The sequence below is a fragment of the Arcobacter siniprincipis (SeqCode) genome, assembly GCF_048571125.1.
GTDB classification, from domain to species: Bacteria; Campylobacterota; Campylobacteria; order Campylobacterales; family Arcobacteraceae; genus Arcobacter; species Arcobacter siniprincipis.
The window spans coordinates 67,343-82,878 of record NZ_CP182343.1 but is presented as its reverse complement, the minus strand read 5'-3'; the positions used below and the strand labels follow the sequence as shown (position 1 = coordinate 82,878).

The following is a 15,536-nucleotide window of genomic DNA, read 5'->3' as shown; positions in this document are numbered from 1 at the left end:
AGTATAGATGCAAAATCTATTCCATTACTTTATACACTTATCATATCAAGTGCATGAATTTTTGATAAATCCTCTTTCTCAAGATTTTCATAAGCATATACAAAACAGCAAGGTTTTTCTTTGATAGTTTTTTCTATTTGCCAAAATTCATCAAGGGAATTTACAATATAAACATTATCAGCTCGCAATGATTTTAAAGGGAAACCAATAGCTCCATGACAAGTAGTTACTGGATAAAGCTCCAGTAATTCATTATTTATAGAAATGGGTCCATTTCCTTTTAAAAGGATTATTTTAGGATTATTTTTCATAGAATAAGTTAGGAATTATCCTAACTCTTTCTCTGATTTTGTATCAACAGCGAAGAAATATTTTTGCGCTGCTGCAAAAACTGATTTTTCTATTGGTTGAAGAGCATAAGAATCATCAGAAATCAGATTGATTTGTGCCAATTCATCTTGAGGACATCCTCCAATTTTTTCTGTTAATAAAATATCAACATCTTTTAAAGTATTTTTGATCTCTTCAATTGGATATGAACCATCACAATCTTCAGGACCTTTACAGTACGCATTTTCAACTTTTCTATGCATTACAAATTTGATAGCTTTGTCACCAACTTCGTAAATTAGGAACTCTGTAGCATTACCAAAGTGTAAATTTACTGTTCCTTCACCTGCTGTTGTAACAGCTACAAGTTTAGTCTCACCAGTAGAACTTAATTCTTCTTTACTTGCTTGTTCTATTTTGATTCTATCATTTGCAGCATCAAGTGCAGCTCTCCAGTTTTCAATAACTTCATGTTTTTTAGCTCTTGCTTCCATATTATATTGATCTTGTAACTCTTCCCAAGACATGTTTTGGAAAACATCAGGAGTAAACTCTTCTCCTCTATCTTCACCAATCAGTCCAACAGCATCTGCTCGACATTGTCTACAGTGAGACATTAGTTTCATATCCATACCACATGCTTCTTGAGCTGCCATTACTTCTTGGTCAGTTGCACTTGCTTGTCCATTTAGTCCATAATATGTACCATACTCTTCTTTTGAAAGAAGTGGCATAATGTTGTGTAAAAATACATTTAGCTCTTTTAGTTTTTTAGCAACATTTACTAACTCTTTATCATTAACCCCAGGGATTAAAACAGAGTTTGCTTTTACTAAAATGCCTCGCTCAGTTAGCATTTTAATACCTTTTAGTTGTTGTTCTAAAAGAATTTTTGCACCTTCTGCCCCAAATACTTTTTCATGATTCCAGTGAACCCATGGATAAATCTTAGCACCAATTTCTCCAGTTGGATCAACTGAATTAATAGTTACTGTTACATGATCAACATTGTATTTAACCATCTCATCAACATAATCAGGAAGTCTAAGTCCATTTGTTGATAAACATAGTTTTTGGTCAGGTGCTTTTTCATGAAGCATTCTAAAAGTATCAAATGTTTTTTTAGGATTTGCTAGTGCATCTCCAGGTCCTGCTATTCCTACAACTGAAAGTTGTTGAATATCACCACCAACATATAAAACCTTTTTAACTGCATCTTCAGGACTTAATTTTGCTGAAGTAACACCAGGACGACTCTCATTTGAACAATCAAATTTTCTATTACAGTAGTTACATTGGATATTACAAGCAGGTGCAACAGCTACGTGAATTCTCGCATAGTGTTGGTGAGCACCCTCAGAATAACATGGATGGTTGTTAATCTTATCCATAACTTCTTGTTGTAATTCCTCTTGTGTACTACTAGATGTACAAGAACAACTCATAGTATCTCCTTTTTTTATTTCTGTTTTACTTTATGCATATAGCGTTCCATAAAATTATTAGGAATGAAATATGCATCTATACTCTTTATTAAGGAGAAAAAATGATTCCAGTAATTTTTTATGAAAAAGTTGGATGTGTAAATAACACCAAACAAAAGAAGAGATTAAAAGACTTTGGCTTCAATGTTATTAGTACAGATTTATTGAAAACAAACTTTTCAAAAAACCAACTACTTAACTTTTTTGAGAATAAAAGTATAAAAGAGTGCATAAATCCAAATGCCCCACTTGTAAAAAACAAGGAGATAGATTTAGATAATACTTCTGATGAGGAGTTACTAAATCTTATGATTTCAAATCCTATTTTAATAAAAAGACCTCTTATAACAATTGGTACAAATAAATTTTGTGGATTTGATTTAAATAAAATTTTAGATTTTAAACTAAGGGAGTTAAGATGAGTATACAAGATAGTATAAAAGAGCAACTTCTCCAAGAAGTATTTTCAAATATAGATAATATATATGATTTTATGGAGACAAGATTTGATATGGATAAACACTGTGATGAAGATATAATTAAAAAGTTAAATGAACTCAAAGATGTAGTTTATAAGGTATCAACACTTAGTGACCTATCATAAACAAATAGGTGATGAGTATTAGTTTTAGTCAATTAATTCATACTCATCACTTATTCATTCATATTAGTTCATGGTCATTTCTAACATTTTTCCATTTATAATTTCTGCAAACTCTACTCCATAATCATAACATTGGGCAAGTTCTTCTGTTGTGGGTATTAGTTTTATTTTTAAAGAATCCATTGGAGGAACTCTAAAGTTTAGGGATTTTAATCTATGTAAAATCATATCAATAGCTTCACCACTCCAACCATAAGAACCAAAAGCACCTCCTGTTTTTCCCTTTTTTTCCAACAACATCATACATGAGAGCAGATCCCAAACAGGTTTTGGGGCATCTGCATTAATTGTTGGTGTTCCTATTAAAACACCATCACTCTCTTCAAGTATATTTATCATATTTGATTCTTCAATAGAGGCTAAATCATACACATTGGTGATGATTCCATCAACACTTTCCGCACCTTCAAATATAGCTTCGGCCATATCTTTAGTATTTTTGTAACTTGTTAGATAAAAAATAGACAAGATTTTTTTACCATGTGCACTATCTTTATAATTATCTTGGCTCCACTTTCTATAATAATCAATATATTGTTTTGGATTATTCCTTAATATTGGTCCATGAAGGGTTGCTATCATATCAATTTCAAGTTTGTCATAAAGTTTGATTGCATTTAAAGCATAAGATTTAAAGGGTCTCATAATATGGTCATAATAGTATTTAAAAGCGTAGAAAAAATCTCCAACTAAATCATCAAACAGTCTTCTATCGTGATAATGACTTCCAAAAACATCACCTGAAAATAGTAATTTATCCTCTACCACATATGAACTCATAGTTTCTGGCCAATGTAAATATGGCGTTGTAAGAAATTTGATTGTTTTATTACCTAAGGTCAAACTTTTATTTGTCCAGACTGTCTCAAAATCAATATTTTCGTTTCTTGTTATTGCTTTTAACATAGGTGTTGCTTGGGGAGAGATTAAAACTTTTGCCCTTGGAGCTCTATTTATTAATTCAGGAATTGCTCCTGCATGGTCTGGTTCTAGGTGATGAGAGATGACATATTTAATCTCTTCATAAGAACACAAAGCTTCAATCTTTTTGAAAAATTCATCTTGAAACTCCAGTTTTACAGTATCTAGAATAATCACACCTTCATCTGTTTTGATTAAATAAGCATTATATGATGAGCCATTGGCTGTTTTCATAATAATATCAAAAGTTCTGATATCTGGATCAAATGATCCTATAAAATAAATATTTGGTGCAATTTCTATAGGTTTATTTGAATACATGTTATTAACCTATCAACCTTCTCATCCAAATGGGAGGGTTCTCTTTCATTTTAATTAATTTTTGTAGAATTTCTTCTATCTTTTCATTTTCAGCACTTGCTTGCATTGGAAATATTTTTGAAGCTTTTACCATCAAAGAGGCTTTTGGTCCGATTTGTTGAACATATAAAATATCACAACCTTCACAACATTCAATTTTGTAATTAAGTTTCTCTATTTCATCTTCAATCTCAATTGAAGAATCAACTGATTTTACAAAAGTATAATTATCATCTTTTATTTCATAAATATAAAACTCTTTTGCCCAACCAAAATGTTGGTTTACATGAATATTATCTTTAGAAGCAAATGCAATTCTCATAATATATATAACCTAACTCTTGGGTCAATTACCTTTTCTAAAGTACCTTTTATCATTTCATAGGTTCCCGTACTTGCAATCGAACATCCAACACAGGCACCTTGATAGGCAAGTCTTAGTTCTATTTCTGGTTCATTTACATAATCTATTAGTAAAATATTCCCACCATCTTTTAATAAAATTGGTCTAATAAATCTATCTAAAGTATCATTGATGATTTCTAGTTGTTTTTCCATGCTTTGAGCTCTAAAATGCTCATTTAATTCCACATTGGTTGCTAGATCTTTATCTATACCTGTTAATTGAATACTTGCCATTGCATGACCGTTTTTTGCAGCTTTTAACATACAGTCAAAACCTTCTCTTACCCCATCTAAATTTTGTCTATCTTGAAGTAAAACAAGAGCCAATCTAAAGGCTGCTTGGGTATGATTTTTTCTAACTGCTTTTCTAAAATACTCTTTTGCTTTTTCTATATCTTCTTCAACACCAATTTTTGTTTGATACATAAGTGCCAAATTAAAATTTGCAGAATCATTATCATAAGAACTAGCTTTTTCAAACCAATCTTTGGCTATAGAATAATCCTTCTCTACACCTTCACCTTTTAAGTACATCAAACCTAGATTTGTCATAGCTTGGTCATTTTTTAGTTTTGCTTCTTCTTCCCAAATACTATAGGCTTTTTCAAAATCTTTGTTTTTGTATGCAGTTAATGCTTCCCTATGTTTCATAAATCTTCTTCCTTCATTTGGCTTTGGAATTTCTCTGTTTGCTTCTAATTCTCTTTTTATATGTTCTTCTAAATATGTATGTGCAAGTTCAACTGCCTCATCAAAATCTTCGCTTGAAGCTTTTATATCAAAATCAAAAAATTCTACTAAAAAAGCATCTCCAACTTCATTTTCTCCACTATATGTTTCAAAGGGATAATCTAAAGATAGATAATATTCTAAATTCTTTTCCATATTCAACTCAATTAGTTTTTATCACACTCACATGAGCAAGATGTAGTTCCAGAGTCCAATAAACTCTCACAATTGTCTTTTGTAACAACTTTGCACGACTTGCTTAAAATATTTCTATATATATCTTCTATTGTTAAGTAAGTTTTTGCTGCACTATAAACTTTTACTTTATTTTCATTTAGATGATTAAAAACACCTTCACCCATATGATAAAAAATAGTACTTTTTGCACCTAACTCTTCTACACATTTTGCTGTTTCAAGCCCATTTCCACATCCAATATTTTCTTTTACATTAAAATATCCAGAACTTAAATCTAGTAAGGCAAAATATGGAGCATTTCCATATAAATCAGAAATTACCGTTGAGTCTTCTTTACTTAAGGGTATAGCAATCATTTTAAATCCTTTAAATCATTATATTTTTACCATGCAAAATCCATTCCACAATAAAAAAAGGAACGCTTATTGCATCTATAATAATTAAATGTCAGGGTAAGAGATTATCCTCTTTAGTGTTTTCCTACAAAAGTAGATAACAAAGGAACTAAAATGGTAAATAAAAAACTAATACAAGAGTTATTAAGCGAAAGTGCCTGCTCTCATAATAAAGAAAAAAAATCATCATGTGATAAACCAAAACCAGGGGCTACTAGTGGTGGATGCGCTTTTGAAGGGGCTCAAATCGCGCTTTTCCCTTTTGCTGATGTAGTACATTTAGTTCATTCACCAGCCACATGTATAGGAGCTTCATGGGAAACTAGACAAACTCTAACTTCACACCATGGGGAAAATAATACAATTACTGGATATACAACAGATGTAAATACAAATGATGTAATTTTTGGTGGAGATAAAAAACTAGAAGATGCTATTAATTACATAGTGGAAAATAAAAATCCAAAAGGAATTTTTGTATACGAAACTTGTGTAACTGCAATGATTGGTGATGATATGGATAATACTTGTAATAGGATGGAAGAGAAACATGGTATTCCTATAGTTGTTATTCACTCTCCTGGGTTTGTTGGTGGTAAAAACTTAGGCTCAAGACTTGGAGGAGAATCAGTTTTACACCAACTAATAGGAACAAAAGAGCCTGAAGAGATTCACCCTTTTGGAATAAATTTAATTGGTGAATACAATGTTACAGGTGACATGTGGCAATACACTCCAATATTAGAAAAAATAGGGATAAAAGTAGTTTCAACCCTAGCAGGTGATGGAAGAATAGAAAATATCCAAATGGCACATAGGGCAAAACTTAATGTAATTGTTTGTGCTAAATCACTTATCTCTCTAACAAGAAAGATGCAAGAGAGATACAATATACCATATATAAGTATCTCATTTTATGGAAAACGTGATACAACAAATGCAATTATGAGTATAGTAAATGCCTTTGGAGATGAAAAACTTATCAAAAGAGCAAAAGAAGTCATAGAAGAGGAAGAGACAAAACTTGAAAAAGCACTAATTCCATATAGAAAAATACTTGAAGGGAAAAAAGCTATTTTAAATACAGGTGGGAATAAAACTTGGTCTATAGCATCTGCCTTACAAGATATAGGTATAGATGTGGTTGCAACAAGTGTAAAAAAAGCAACCTTAGAGGATAAAGAGATTTGTGCAACATATGTAAAAATACTTATGAATGACCCAGGAACTGAACAAGCAAAATTAATAGATGAACATAATATAGATATTTTATTAGCAGGTGGACGAAGTTTATATACAGCTATTAAGAAAAAAGTAGCCTTTGTGGATGTAAATCAAGAGAAAAAAGTAAGTTATGGGGCATATAGTGGACTTATAAATTTAGCAAAAGATGTCTCTAATGCAGTTAATAACAAGGTATTTAAAGTAGTCGGAAGTCCAGAACCTTGGAATTAAAAAAAATCACTTAATTAATTGTATTTTATCTAATATTAAGAAAGTATTAATATAATGTTATTATGACTTTGTTAAAGGATAAATATGATTAATATGACAAATATAAATAATTTCAATGCCTTTGCTAATATATCAAATACACTTAATACCAATCCTAAAAGTTCAACTTTAGAAATAGAAAAAGATGAAGTTAATGTACAAATTACTGCTTTTACTAAAAAAGTTGAAGGTGATTATTCTACATATAGTGCAGCAGAATTAAGTGAACTCTCTTATAATGAAATAAAGAAAAATTATGAAGAGATTAAAAAGGAATTAGAATCTAGGATGAAAGAATCTCAAGATATTCTAAATTCTGAATCTTTTAAAAATTATCAAAAAAGATCTCTTATTAGTAATCCCTCTGAGATAAGAGGTGGTTCTAAAGACCATGAAGTATATTTGAATGAAGTTACATCAAAGTTTATGAATGAAGATAAAATCACTGATAATATGCTTGATAAGCAATACGGAGAAGTAACAAGAGTAAATAAAGAGACACAAGACTTACTTAACTTTAATGATAAATTTAAAATTGTTAATTATTTTGATAATGACGAAATAAATAGAGCGATATATTCTAATTATGAGGATAATGCTCAAGTTTTCTATGACTATTCCGATCCTGCTGACTTAGATGGTTCTGATGGTTTTTTTGCAGGAAGTTCTTACTCTATCCAAGGTACAGATCTTAAACAAATTGTACAATCAATTGAAGATGCAACTGAATTTATGGATGCTCATGGATTTATATCATCTGATAAACAATTTGATAGTCAATATGGTTATAATCATGGCTTTATGATTTCAGGAAAAGAAATAACAATTTCTAATAAAACATTTAGCCTCTATGAAGTCAAAAAAAGTGTAAATAATGATTATTCAAAAAATGAGAATAATCAAATTAAAGAGAATACAGAAGTAGATTCAAAAACAGAAGAAATAAAAAATGAAGATACTAAACCAGATTATAATACCTATTCAGCTGCTCAATTAAGACAGATAACTTTTGATGAAGCTAAAAAAAATTATGAAGATTTAAAAAAAATTTTAGATGACTCTTTAAAAAATATTTCTAGTCTTAATAAAAAAGATACCGATAATCTACTTGCTTTTAAAGCCCAATTAGAAAAAGTAGCTTACTTAAAAGATGATACTTTAAACGAAACAATATACAATAAACTTCAAAATATAGAAGATCCTAAAGTGGCAGTATGGAGTAATTTAGCTATTAATGAAAATATAGAAAACCTTCAAAATGGAAATCTTGATTCCATCATAATTGATGGGTTATTATTCTATCCAAGTGATATTCAAAAAAATGAAGATAACAAAGATAATGCTGAAAATCAAAAAGAAGATAAAAATTCTCCAAATACACAGCAAATGGATGCAAACCCCTTAAATCTTGATTCTATTATAGCTATTGTAGAAAAATCAGCTAAAAATGCAGGTCAAACACCCCCAAAAACCTATAACAAAAATATTATAGAGGCATATTCAAATTTTATTTCTCAATACAATGAGATCAAAAATAATCTATTTTCTTAGATTTATATAAAAAGCCGTTATAATTACTTTTATAAAATAAAGGGAAAATATGGATGAAGAGAAAATAAGGAACTATTTTTTTTATTTGGCTTGTATAGTAGTTATTATTGCCGGAGTAAAAATAGCCAGTGAAATTGTAATTGTCTTATTTTTAGCAATCTTTATCTCATCTATAATATCGACTTTAATAAAAATTTTAGATAAAAGACATATTCCTAAACTCATCTCTTATTTATTAGTACTTGGGTTTTTTACACTTATTTCATTACTTTTAGCTTACATTGTAAATATCTCATTAAAAGACTTTATAACAAATCTTCCAACTTATGAAGAGAAATTACAACAAACTATTGTAAATATTATTTCATTAGCAGAAAACTATGGCTACTCAATTGATAAAAAGACTATTTTAGATGCTTTAAATCTAAACTCATTTTTTGGAATTACTACAAACCTAATTGGAAGTATTGGTACATTTTTATCAAAATTTTTACTTATTATCATTGGTATAGGATTTATTTTAGCCGAATCAAAATCTTTTGAAAAAAAGTTAAAAATACTTTTTAGAAAAGAGAGTGATAAAATAGAGCATTTCAACCTTTTTTCAAATAATATACAAAAATATTTTTTAGTAAAAACAGCAACTAGTTTTTTAACAGGATTTTTAGTGGCTATAACTTTAATCTTTTTTGATATTAGCTACCCCATACTTTGGGGAGTAATTGCAATGCTATTTAATTTTATTCCAGTAGTTGGGTCTATAATAGCAGCAGTTCCAGCAATACTTTTATCTTTTTTAACAAGTGATTTAAATACTACTTTGATATTAATAGTATTATATCTTGCAATAAATATTTTTATAAGTAATATTATTGAACCGAAATTTATGGGAAAAGAGCTTGGTCTTTCTCCTTTAGTTATATTTTTCTCATTGATTTTATGGGGTTGGGTATTGGGAATAGTAGGGATGTTTTTAGCAGTACCTATTACAATGACATTAAAAATTGCCTTTGATTCAAATAAAACTACTAAATGGATATCCCTACTTATGTCAAGTGTAAAAGAAGGATAAAAATAATTATCCTTGATTTCCTAATACAGCTTTCATTAAAGTTGCATTATTAGTTAATTCAGTATTATTATCATACTCCAAAGGAGCTTGTTCATAAGGTACAGGCTCTAGATTACTTGAACCTACGTCTGTAAATTCTCCTTTCATTAGGTCATCAAATTCAGAATCCTTTGGAATATTAAATTCACCATTAGTATCTGTTTTAAAAATACCAGAACTAAAACCACCAGTTATTTCCCCAATTGTTGCCATAAGTAACTCCTTATAATTTATGTTAAATATTTAAAAAGAATAAAATCTTTATCCTTCTTTTTCCAATAAAGCTTTCATTAACTCTGCATTTTTTTGCAAATCATAACCTCGCTCTTCCATCCAGTTAGCTACTACTTCTTTTTTATACTTCAATTCATTTTCTGCATAGGATTTATATTCTGCTTCCTCATCCCAATTTCCATCCTTATCCAAAAAAGGATGTTGGAAATAACCTGTAAGTGGAATTTTTATAGGTATGGGATTTTTTGGATCAGAACCATCAAATCCATCAAGATAGACAGTTTCAGGAGGGCGATAAGTAGCTTCAGAGCTTATAACTTTAAGTTTTTCACTAAAATCACCAAATTGAGTGTTTTCTGGAATATTTAAATCAATCGGATTTTTGTTAGTATTAGTTGTTTGAAAAAATCCAACATTAAAACTATCCACAACATCATTAATTCCAGACATAGTTACTCCTTAATTACAAAATTATTATTTAAATAATACAAAATTATAAGAACACTTACCTTAAAATTAGATTAAAATGATTATTTTAGAGATTATTTGGTTATTTTAATTTTAGGAACACTATTTGCATATATACTAAAAATAATATAGGAAATATCATGGAAAGTATAAGTGCAAAACCTCTACAACTAAACCCTATCAAACTATCTCAACCTATGGGAGCGATGCTTTGTTTTTTAGGGATAAAAAACTGTATGCCACTTATGCATGGAGCGCAAGGTTGTGCTTCATTTACAAAGGTGTTTTTCACAAGACATTTCAATGACCCAATAGCAGTTCAAACAACAGCTGTAAATGATATAACAGCTGTAATTGATGGAGGAGATTATGCCATTTCAGAATCAATTAAAAATATCACTAAAAAAGTACAACCTGATCTTGTAGGTCTTTTTACAACAGGTCTTACGGAGACAAAAGGGGATGATATAAAAGGAGCTTGTTTACTTGTCCAAGACCAACAAAAAATGGTCTATGTAAATACTCCTGATTTTGAAGGTTCTATTGAAAGTGGTTTTGCAAAATCTATTGAAGCAATCATTGACCAACTTGTTGCAAGTGCAAGTGAAGTTGATGTGAATAAAGCAGTAATTATTCCAAATGTAAATCTAAAACCAATAGAGATAGAAAAAATCAAAGACACAATCGCATTATTTGGTTATGAAGTTTTATCTCTTCCTGATTTAAGTGATTCATTAGATGGTCACTTAGGATTAAAGCAAGGTGCTTTAAGTAGTGGAGGAATAACCGTAGAAGATATAGAGAAATTAGGAACTTGTTCACTAGCTATTAGTATAGGAAGTAGTGTAAAAAAAGCTGGAGATAAATTAAAAGCAAAAAATGAAAATATGAAATTACTACATTTTGATTCTTTAGGTGGCTTAGAAGATAGTGATAAGTTTTTCAAAGCCCTTTGCCAAATCAAAAATATCTCAACTCCCCATCCAAGTATTGTTAGATGGAGAAAAAGATTACAAGATGCCATGCTTGATTCTCACTTTGCAATTGGAAGTGCTTCTGTTGTATTAGCCCTTGAGCCTGACCAGTGTATAAGCGTTGCAAATACAATTATTGAAGCAGGGGCAAATATAAAAGCAATAATAACTACCCACAAAAATGATTTACTAGATAATATAGAGTGTGAAAATATATTAATTGGTGATTTTGAAGATGTTGAAAAATATCTAAAAGATAGTGATGTATTAATATCAAACTTTCATGGAGAAAGATACACAATGAGACATAAAAAAGCTCTTATGTTAAGAGGGTTTCCTGATTTTGAAGGAGTTGGTAATCAACTAAAAAATGATGTTTTATATGAAGGAAGTACTTACTTACTTTTTGAGTTAGCAAATCTAATAAATCATCATAATCAAGGGGCATTTCATGGGCATTAATTTACAAAGACCAATAGTAAAAGCATTAGGTTTAGAGATGATAAATGGAAGTACAAGATTATTAGGAATTCCAAAAGACAGAATACAAGTTGTAATTTCATTGCCTGATATTAAAAACTTTAATGAACAATTAGATGATGCAATAAGCTTTTTTAAAAATAGAGCTGAAACTTTTGTTATCACAATGAGTAGCATTGATGAATGTGAAGAAATAATAAAAGAGTTCGAACTAAAAGATAGCCTAATCTCAAGGGAATACAAAGAGTTTTCAAAAACTTTTAGTATAAAAGATGAAAAAAATCAACTAAAAAAGTCTTTAATGATAATTGATACAAATTGTCAAATAACACATAAGGAGATATTATAAATGGAAGTTAAGTATAAAAAAGAGTTTTATATTTTAAAGCAAAAAGAGAGAAAAATTGACTCTGAAGCACCAGCTGTTAGAGTTGAAATGTTAGATGGTGAATCAAAAGTTATAGGAATGATGGCACCTAAAATTCAAGTAATGCTTAGCTCTCCTAATATAAAAGATTATAACAATGGTTTACATGACATTTTAAAAAAATTTGAATCAAAAATCTTAGTTTATATGATAACAAATAGCCCTATTAGTGATATAAAAAAAGTTGCATCTGTATTTGGATTAGAGGAAAGTACTCTCTCAAATGACTTTAATAAATTTTCTTTGAAATTTGGAATAAATTTAAATGAAAGTTTAATTGCAAAATCCGTATTCATTATAGATAAAGAGGGTGTAATAAAATACAAAGAGATACCTTCAAATGCTGAACATAAACTCGATTTAGATGAGTTTGAAACAGCATTGGAAGAAGTTATTAACTTCAAAGTAAAAGGTCATACTCATGAGAACTGGATGGGAGTATGAAAAACTTATCTAGTGAGTTAAAACTATGGTTAAAAGAGAATAACTATGATGAGAATGATTTAAATCAAGCAGGCAAGTATGGGAATTCTGCTGTAATGAAAGCAGCAAGAGAAGGAAAAAATAAACTTGTAAGTGAGTTACTAGAGTTAGATGTTGATTTAAATATGAAAAATGTAGATGGTAATTCTGCACTTTGGAATGCCTGTTTTGCTTCATCTTATGAGTGTTTTGAGTTATTAGTAAATGCAGGAATAGAAATTGATTCAAAAAATGTAAATGATGTAACAGCTTTAATGTATTGTGCAAGTGCAGGAAAAGAAGATTTTGTACAACTTCTTTTAGAAAAAGGAGCCAATAGTTCTTTTGAAAACCTTGATGGTTTTAAGGCTATTGATTTAGCAGTAACTCCAAAAATCGTAAAAATGTTAAGAAATGCAAGAGTTTCATAACCAAACAGACATAACAAAAAAGAATGCTTTCACTCAAACCCAATTTATAAATTGGCAGACCCAAGCAAAAGCATATAAAACTTATCCAAAATTTTATAGACGATATAATCTCGATGATTATGAAGAATTAAGATTTATAAAGAACTTTGGAAAAGTCACTTACTCAAAAAAGTATGGAAAAGATGAGGTAAAGTTAAGAGTTAATCCAAGTGCTGGTGGACTTTACCCTTGTGAAATTTATATCCAAATAAGAGGGATAAAAAAATTCTTAAATGGAATTTATCACTATGAACCACTTGAAGATTCTTTAACTTTAATTCATGAATTAAGTAATGATGGCTTAGAAAGTTATATGAATATAAAACAACAAAAATTTATCTTCTTACTTAGTAATGTTTATTTCAGAACTTCATGGAAGTATGAGAAAAGAGCTATAAGGTATCTATTACTTGATACTGGTCACCAATTAGGTTCTATTTATGCTTCACTTGTATTAGAAGATATGGAACATCTTTTTAACTTTAAGTTTAAAAAGAAACAATTAAATAAAGCCTTCTCATTTGATAAGTATGAACATTTTGTAGCTTCTATTTATTCAAGTGAGTATAAAGACATAGAAACAAACAAACTAAGAGATAATATACCTTTTGTGCCCCCTTGTGATTATTATATAAAAGAACCATTTATTGAAGAGTTTTATTCACACTCTTATCATAAAAGTTTTGATAACTTAAAAATAAATTTTTTAAAAGAGTTATCAAAAGAGAATCTACAAAGTGCTATAAATAATAGAAGATCAGTGAGAGCCTTTAAACAAGAAGCTATCACTAAAGAAGAATTTGAGACTGTATTAAAAGATGTTTTCATAATTGCAAGAAAATATAATATAGAAATCTTTTTTATAAACAATCTAATAATTGGACTGAAAAAAGGGATTTATAAAGAATTTCAATTACAAGAAGAGGGTAATTTTAATGATATTTCAACAACTTTAGCCTTTAATCAAAAAATAGGGGGAACTTCAAGTGTTACTATTTTTTTCACTTCAAAAATAAGAACAAACTACTCTTTAGCTCTTATACTTAGTGGTTTTTTAGCACATATCATATCTTTAAGAGCAACAAATCTGCAAATAAACTCCACTGGAATTGGAGCTTATTTTGATGATGAAATACAAAATACTTTAATCACTTCAAACAATATCTTATATTTAATGGCGGTAGGAAAATGAGTAAAGAGACTTATCATCAACTATATAAAAAATATGATCTTTATAGAAGTGATATTTATATGTTGTGTGAAGAAAAACCTGCTGAAATTTTATTTCTTTTTGAAGAAGTTTGTGATGAACTAATAAAACCACTTCCTATAAATAATCAATTACCAAAAGAGTTTGTACAAAGCGCAAAATCATTTACATCTCAAAATACTTTTACAAATGTTTACTTTGCAGAGCTCACAAATAGGGCATTTTTCCTAAGTGACCTTATAGATTTTCTGGCACTAATTAGAAGTAAAAAAACTACTTAATTTTTTGTGGAACACTATTTGCATATATCTATTTAAATTTATTTTAGGACAAAAAAATGAGCAGTATTAAAATCACAACAAATGACTCTCAAGAAGGTACTATAAAAGTTGCTTTTGCAACTACTGATTTAGAGAACATTGATTCTCACTTTGGTAGTGCAAAACAGTTTGCTATTTATGAAATAAGTAAAGAGCAATCAACAATGTGTGAGATAAAAAAAGTACTTGAAAAAGATACGGATAAAACAGTAGCGCTTTTAGAAGGTGTTGACATTGTATATTTTACAAATGTGGGAGCAATAGCAGCTGCAAAACTTATCAATAATGGAATCTTCACTATTAAGTATAAAGAAGTTGTATCAATAGATGAAGAAGTAAAAAAACTAAAGGATATGTTAAATACAAATCCTCCTCCTTTTATCAAAAAAATTATAGAAAAAAAGGCTTCATAATGGATAAAAAAGAACTTTTCAAAATAACACTAATTGGACAAGTAAGAGCGCTTGATCAGTTTGGAACATGGGTTAATAAAAGTGATGAAGACTTACTAGTTGAGAAATATGTAAGAACAAAAGAGGATTTAAAAAATATTCCTATTATTGCAGATATAGATGAAATGCAAATCAAAGATATAAGACTAGTATTTCAAGCTGTTGCTTTAGCCTTTGAAAAAATGACAGGGGTTATGTGTTCAGTTGTAATGGAAATGAGTCATGAAGGTTTTGGAAGAGTTGTAGTATTTGCAGGGAAAATTGTTTTATGTGAGAAATTTTTTAAAGATGCTCATAGATTCTCTTTTAGAACTTACGATGACTTACTAATTGAGGGTGAAAAATATCTTCTAAAAGCAGAAGAGACTTATAACAAATATAAAAACGTATAGATTAA

21 protein-coding genes are annotated in these 15,536 nt (G+C 29.2%); 13 read left to right on the top strand and 8 right to left on the bottom strand.

Translation table 11 applies throughout. The features are described 5' to 3' along the window. Positions 1-29: 29 nt before the first annotated feature. Both ACNI3D_RS00420 and nifB read right to left on the bottom strand, forming a co-directional pair. Positions 30-311, bottom strand: coding sequence for a hypothetical protein (locus ACNI3D_RS00420; RefSeq protein ID WP_013133896.1), 282 nt, complete (start codon positions 309-311; stop codon positions 30-32). 15 nt (positions 312-326) lie between these two features. Further along, a complete protein-coding gene (gene nifB, locus ACNI3D_RS00415; protein WP_419767881.1) occupies positions 327-1,775 on the bottom strand; it encodes a nitrogenase cofactor biosynthesis protein NifB in 1,449 nt (482 codons plus the stop codon). A 101-nt stretch (positions 1,776-1,876) separates the two neighbouring features. On the opposite strand from nifB, the gene ACNI3D_RS00410 reads away from it, so the two are divergent. Beyond that, complete coding sequence (locus tag ACNI3D_RS00410; RefSeq protein WP_013133894.1) at positions 1,877-2,236, top strand: arsenate reductase family protein; 360 nt, start codon at positions 1,877-1,879, stop codon at positions 2,234-2,236. Next, on the top strand, positions 2,233-2,418 hold the full coding sequence (locus tag ACNI3D_RS00405; protein ID WP_129100323.1) for a hypothetical protein: 186 nt from the start codon (positions 2,233-2,235) through the stop codon (positions 2,416-2,418). The genes ACNI3D_RS00410 and ACNI3D_RS00405 overlap by 4 nt, the downstream gene beginning before the upstream one ends. 63 nt (positions 2,419-2,481) lie before the next feature. On the opposite strand, the gene ACNI3D_RS00400 is transcribed toward ACNI3D_RS00405, so the two are convergent. From ACNI3D_RS00400 to ACNI3D_RS00385, 4 genes are read right to left on the bottom strand one after another with little or no spacing between them, the layout of a single operon-like run. Next, positions 2,482-3,720: an FprA family A-type flavoprotein gene (locus ACNI3D_RS00400; RefSeq protein ID WP_013133892.1), complete on the bottom strand. Its 1,239-nt coding sequence runs from the start codon at positions 3,718-3,720 to the stop codon at positions 2,482-2,484. Between the two features lie 4 nt (positions 3,721-3,724). Then, positions 3,725-4,081, bottom strand: coding sequence for a NifB/NifX family molybdenum-iron cluster-binding protein (locus ACNI3D_RS00395; protein WP_375725155.1), 357 nt, complete (start codon positions 4,079-4,081; stop codon positions 3,725-3,727). Then, a complete protein-coding gene (locus tag ACNI3D_RS00390; RefSeq protein WP_419767880.1) occupies positions 4,078-5,049 on the bottom strand; it encodes a NifU family protein in 972 nt (323 codons plus the stop codon). Before ACNI3D_RS00390 ends, ACNI3D_RS00395 begins: the two co-directional genes overlap by 4 nt. An 11-nt stretch (positions 5,050-5,060) precedes the next feature. Beyond that, entirely contained in the window at positions 5,061-5,447 is a 387-nt protein-coding gene (locus ACNI3D_RS00385; protein ID WP_375725154.1) for a NifB/NifX family molybdenum-iron cluster-binding protein, read from the bottom strand. 153 nt (positions 5,448-5,600) lie between these two features. Between ACNI3D_RS00385 and ACNI3D_RS00380 the strand changes: the two genes are divergently transcribed. The 3 genes from ACNI3D_RS00380 to ACNI3D_RS00370 all read left to right on the top strand — a co-directional run bounded on the left by ACNI3D_RS00380 (position 5,601) and on the right by ACNI3D_RS00370 (position 9,603). Then, positions 5,601-6,941: a nitrogenase component 1 gene (locus ACNI3D_RS00380; protein WP_419767879.1), complete on the top strand. Its 1,341-nt coding sequence runs from the start codon at positions 5,601-5,603 to the stop codon at positions 6,939-6,941. Between the two features lie 84 nt (positions 6,942-7,025). Further along, positions 7,026-8,531 (top strand): hypothetical protein, encoded by a 1,506-nt coding sequence (locus tag ACNI3D_RS00375; protein ID WP_419767878.1) that lies wholly within the window; start codon positions 7,026-7,028, stop codon positions 8,529-8,531. A gap of 49 nt (positions 8,532-8,580) precedes the next feature. After that, positions 8,581-9,603 (top strand): AI-2E family transporter, encoded by a 1,023-nt coding sequence (locus ACNI3D_RS00370; RefSeq protein ID WP_013133886.1) that lies wholly within the window; start codon positions 8,581-8,583, stop codon positions 9,601-9,603. 6 nt (positions 9,604-9,609) lie between these two features. On the opposite strand, the gene ACNI3D_RS00365 is transcribed toward ACNI3D_RS00370, so the two are convergent. Together ACNI3D_RS00365 and ACNI3D_RS00360 are read right to left on the bottom strand one after the other, a co-directional pair. After that, positions 9,610-9,855 (bottom strand): hypothetical protein, encoded by a 246-nt coding sequence (locus ACNI3D_RS00365; protein WP_419767877.1) that lies wholly within the window; start codon positions 9,853-9,855, stop codon positions 9,610-9,612. Between the two features lie 48 nt (positions 9,856-9,903). Beyond that, positions 9,904-10,326, bottom strand: coding sequence for a hypothetical protein (locus ACNI3D_RS00360; RefSeq protein ID WP_419767876.1), 423 nt, complete (start codon positions 10,324-10,326; stop codon positions 9,904-9,906). Positions 10,327-10,484: 158 nt separating this feature from the next. Here ACNI3D_RS00360 and nifN point away from each other — a divergent pair, with 158 nt between their 5' ends. Genes nifN through ACNI3D_RS00320 form a run of 8 tightly spaced genes read left to right on the top strand, consistent with a single transcriptional unit; the run spans position 10,485 to position 15,531 of the window. After that, positions 10,485-11,780 (top strand): nitrogenase iron-molybdenum cofactor biosynthesis protein NifN, encoded by a 1,296-nt coding sequence (gene nifN / locus ACNI3D_RS00355; RefSeq protein WP_013133883.1) that lies wholly within the window; start codon positions 10,485-10,487, stop codon positions 11,778-11,780. Further along, entirely contained in the window at positions 11,770-12,147 is a 378-nt protein-coding gene (locus tag ACNI3D_RS00350) for a hypothetical protein (RefSeq protein WP_419767875.1), read from the top strand. The genes nifN and ACNI3D_RS00350 overlap by 11 nt, the downstream gene beginning before the upstream one ends. After that, positions 12,148-12,669, top strand: coding sequence for a thioredoxin domain-containing protein (locus ACNI3D_RS00345; protein ID WP_419767874.1), 522 nt, complete (start codon positions 12,148-12,150; stop codon positions 12,667-12,669). It begins immediately after the preceding gene. Continuing rightward, entirely contained in the window at positions 12,666-13,118 is a 453-nt protein-coding gene (locus ACNI3D_RS00340; RefSeq protein ID WP_419767873.1) for an ankyrin repeat domain-containing protein, read from the top strand. The genes ACNI3D_RS00345 and ACNI3D_RS00340 overlap by 4 nt, the downstream gene beginning before the upstream one ends. Continuing rightward, positions 13,102-14,349 carry a SagB family peptide dehydrogenase gene (locus tag ACNI3D_RS00335; protein ID WP_419767872.1) on the top strand — a complete coding sequence of 416 codons (1,248 nt, stop codon included), beginning with the start codon at positions 13,102-13,104 and terminating at the stop codon, positions 14,347-14,349. The genes ACNI3D_RS00340 and ACNI3D_RS00335 overlap by 17 nt, the downstream gene beginning before the upstream one ends. After that, complete coding sequence (locus ACNI3D_RS00330; protein ID WP_129100338.1) at positions 14,346-14,648, top strand: hypothetical protein; 303 nt, start codon at positions 14,346-14,348, stop codon at positions 14,646-14,648. The genes ACNI3D_RS00335 and ACNI3D_RS00330 overlap by 4 nt, the downstream gene beginning before the upstream one ends. Positions 14,649-14,704: 56 nt before the next feature. After that, positions 14,705-15,100 (top strand): NifB/NifX family molybdenum-iron cluster-binding protein, encoded by a 396-nt coding sequence (locus ACNI3D_RS00325; protein ID WP_129100339.1) that lies wholly within the window; start codon positions 14,705-14,707, stop codon positions 15,098-15,100. After that, positions 15,100-15,531, top strand: a complete 432-nt coding sequence (locus ACNI3D_RS00320; protein ID WP_013133876.1) for a NifX-associated nitrogen fixation protein — start codon at positions 15,100-15,102, stop codon at positions 15,529-15,531. Before ACNI3D_RS00325 ends, ACNI3D_RS00320 begins: the two co-directional genes overlap by 1 nt. Positions 15,532-15,536 lie beyond the last annotated feature (5 nt).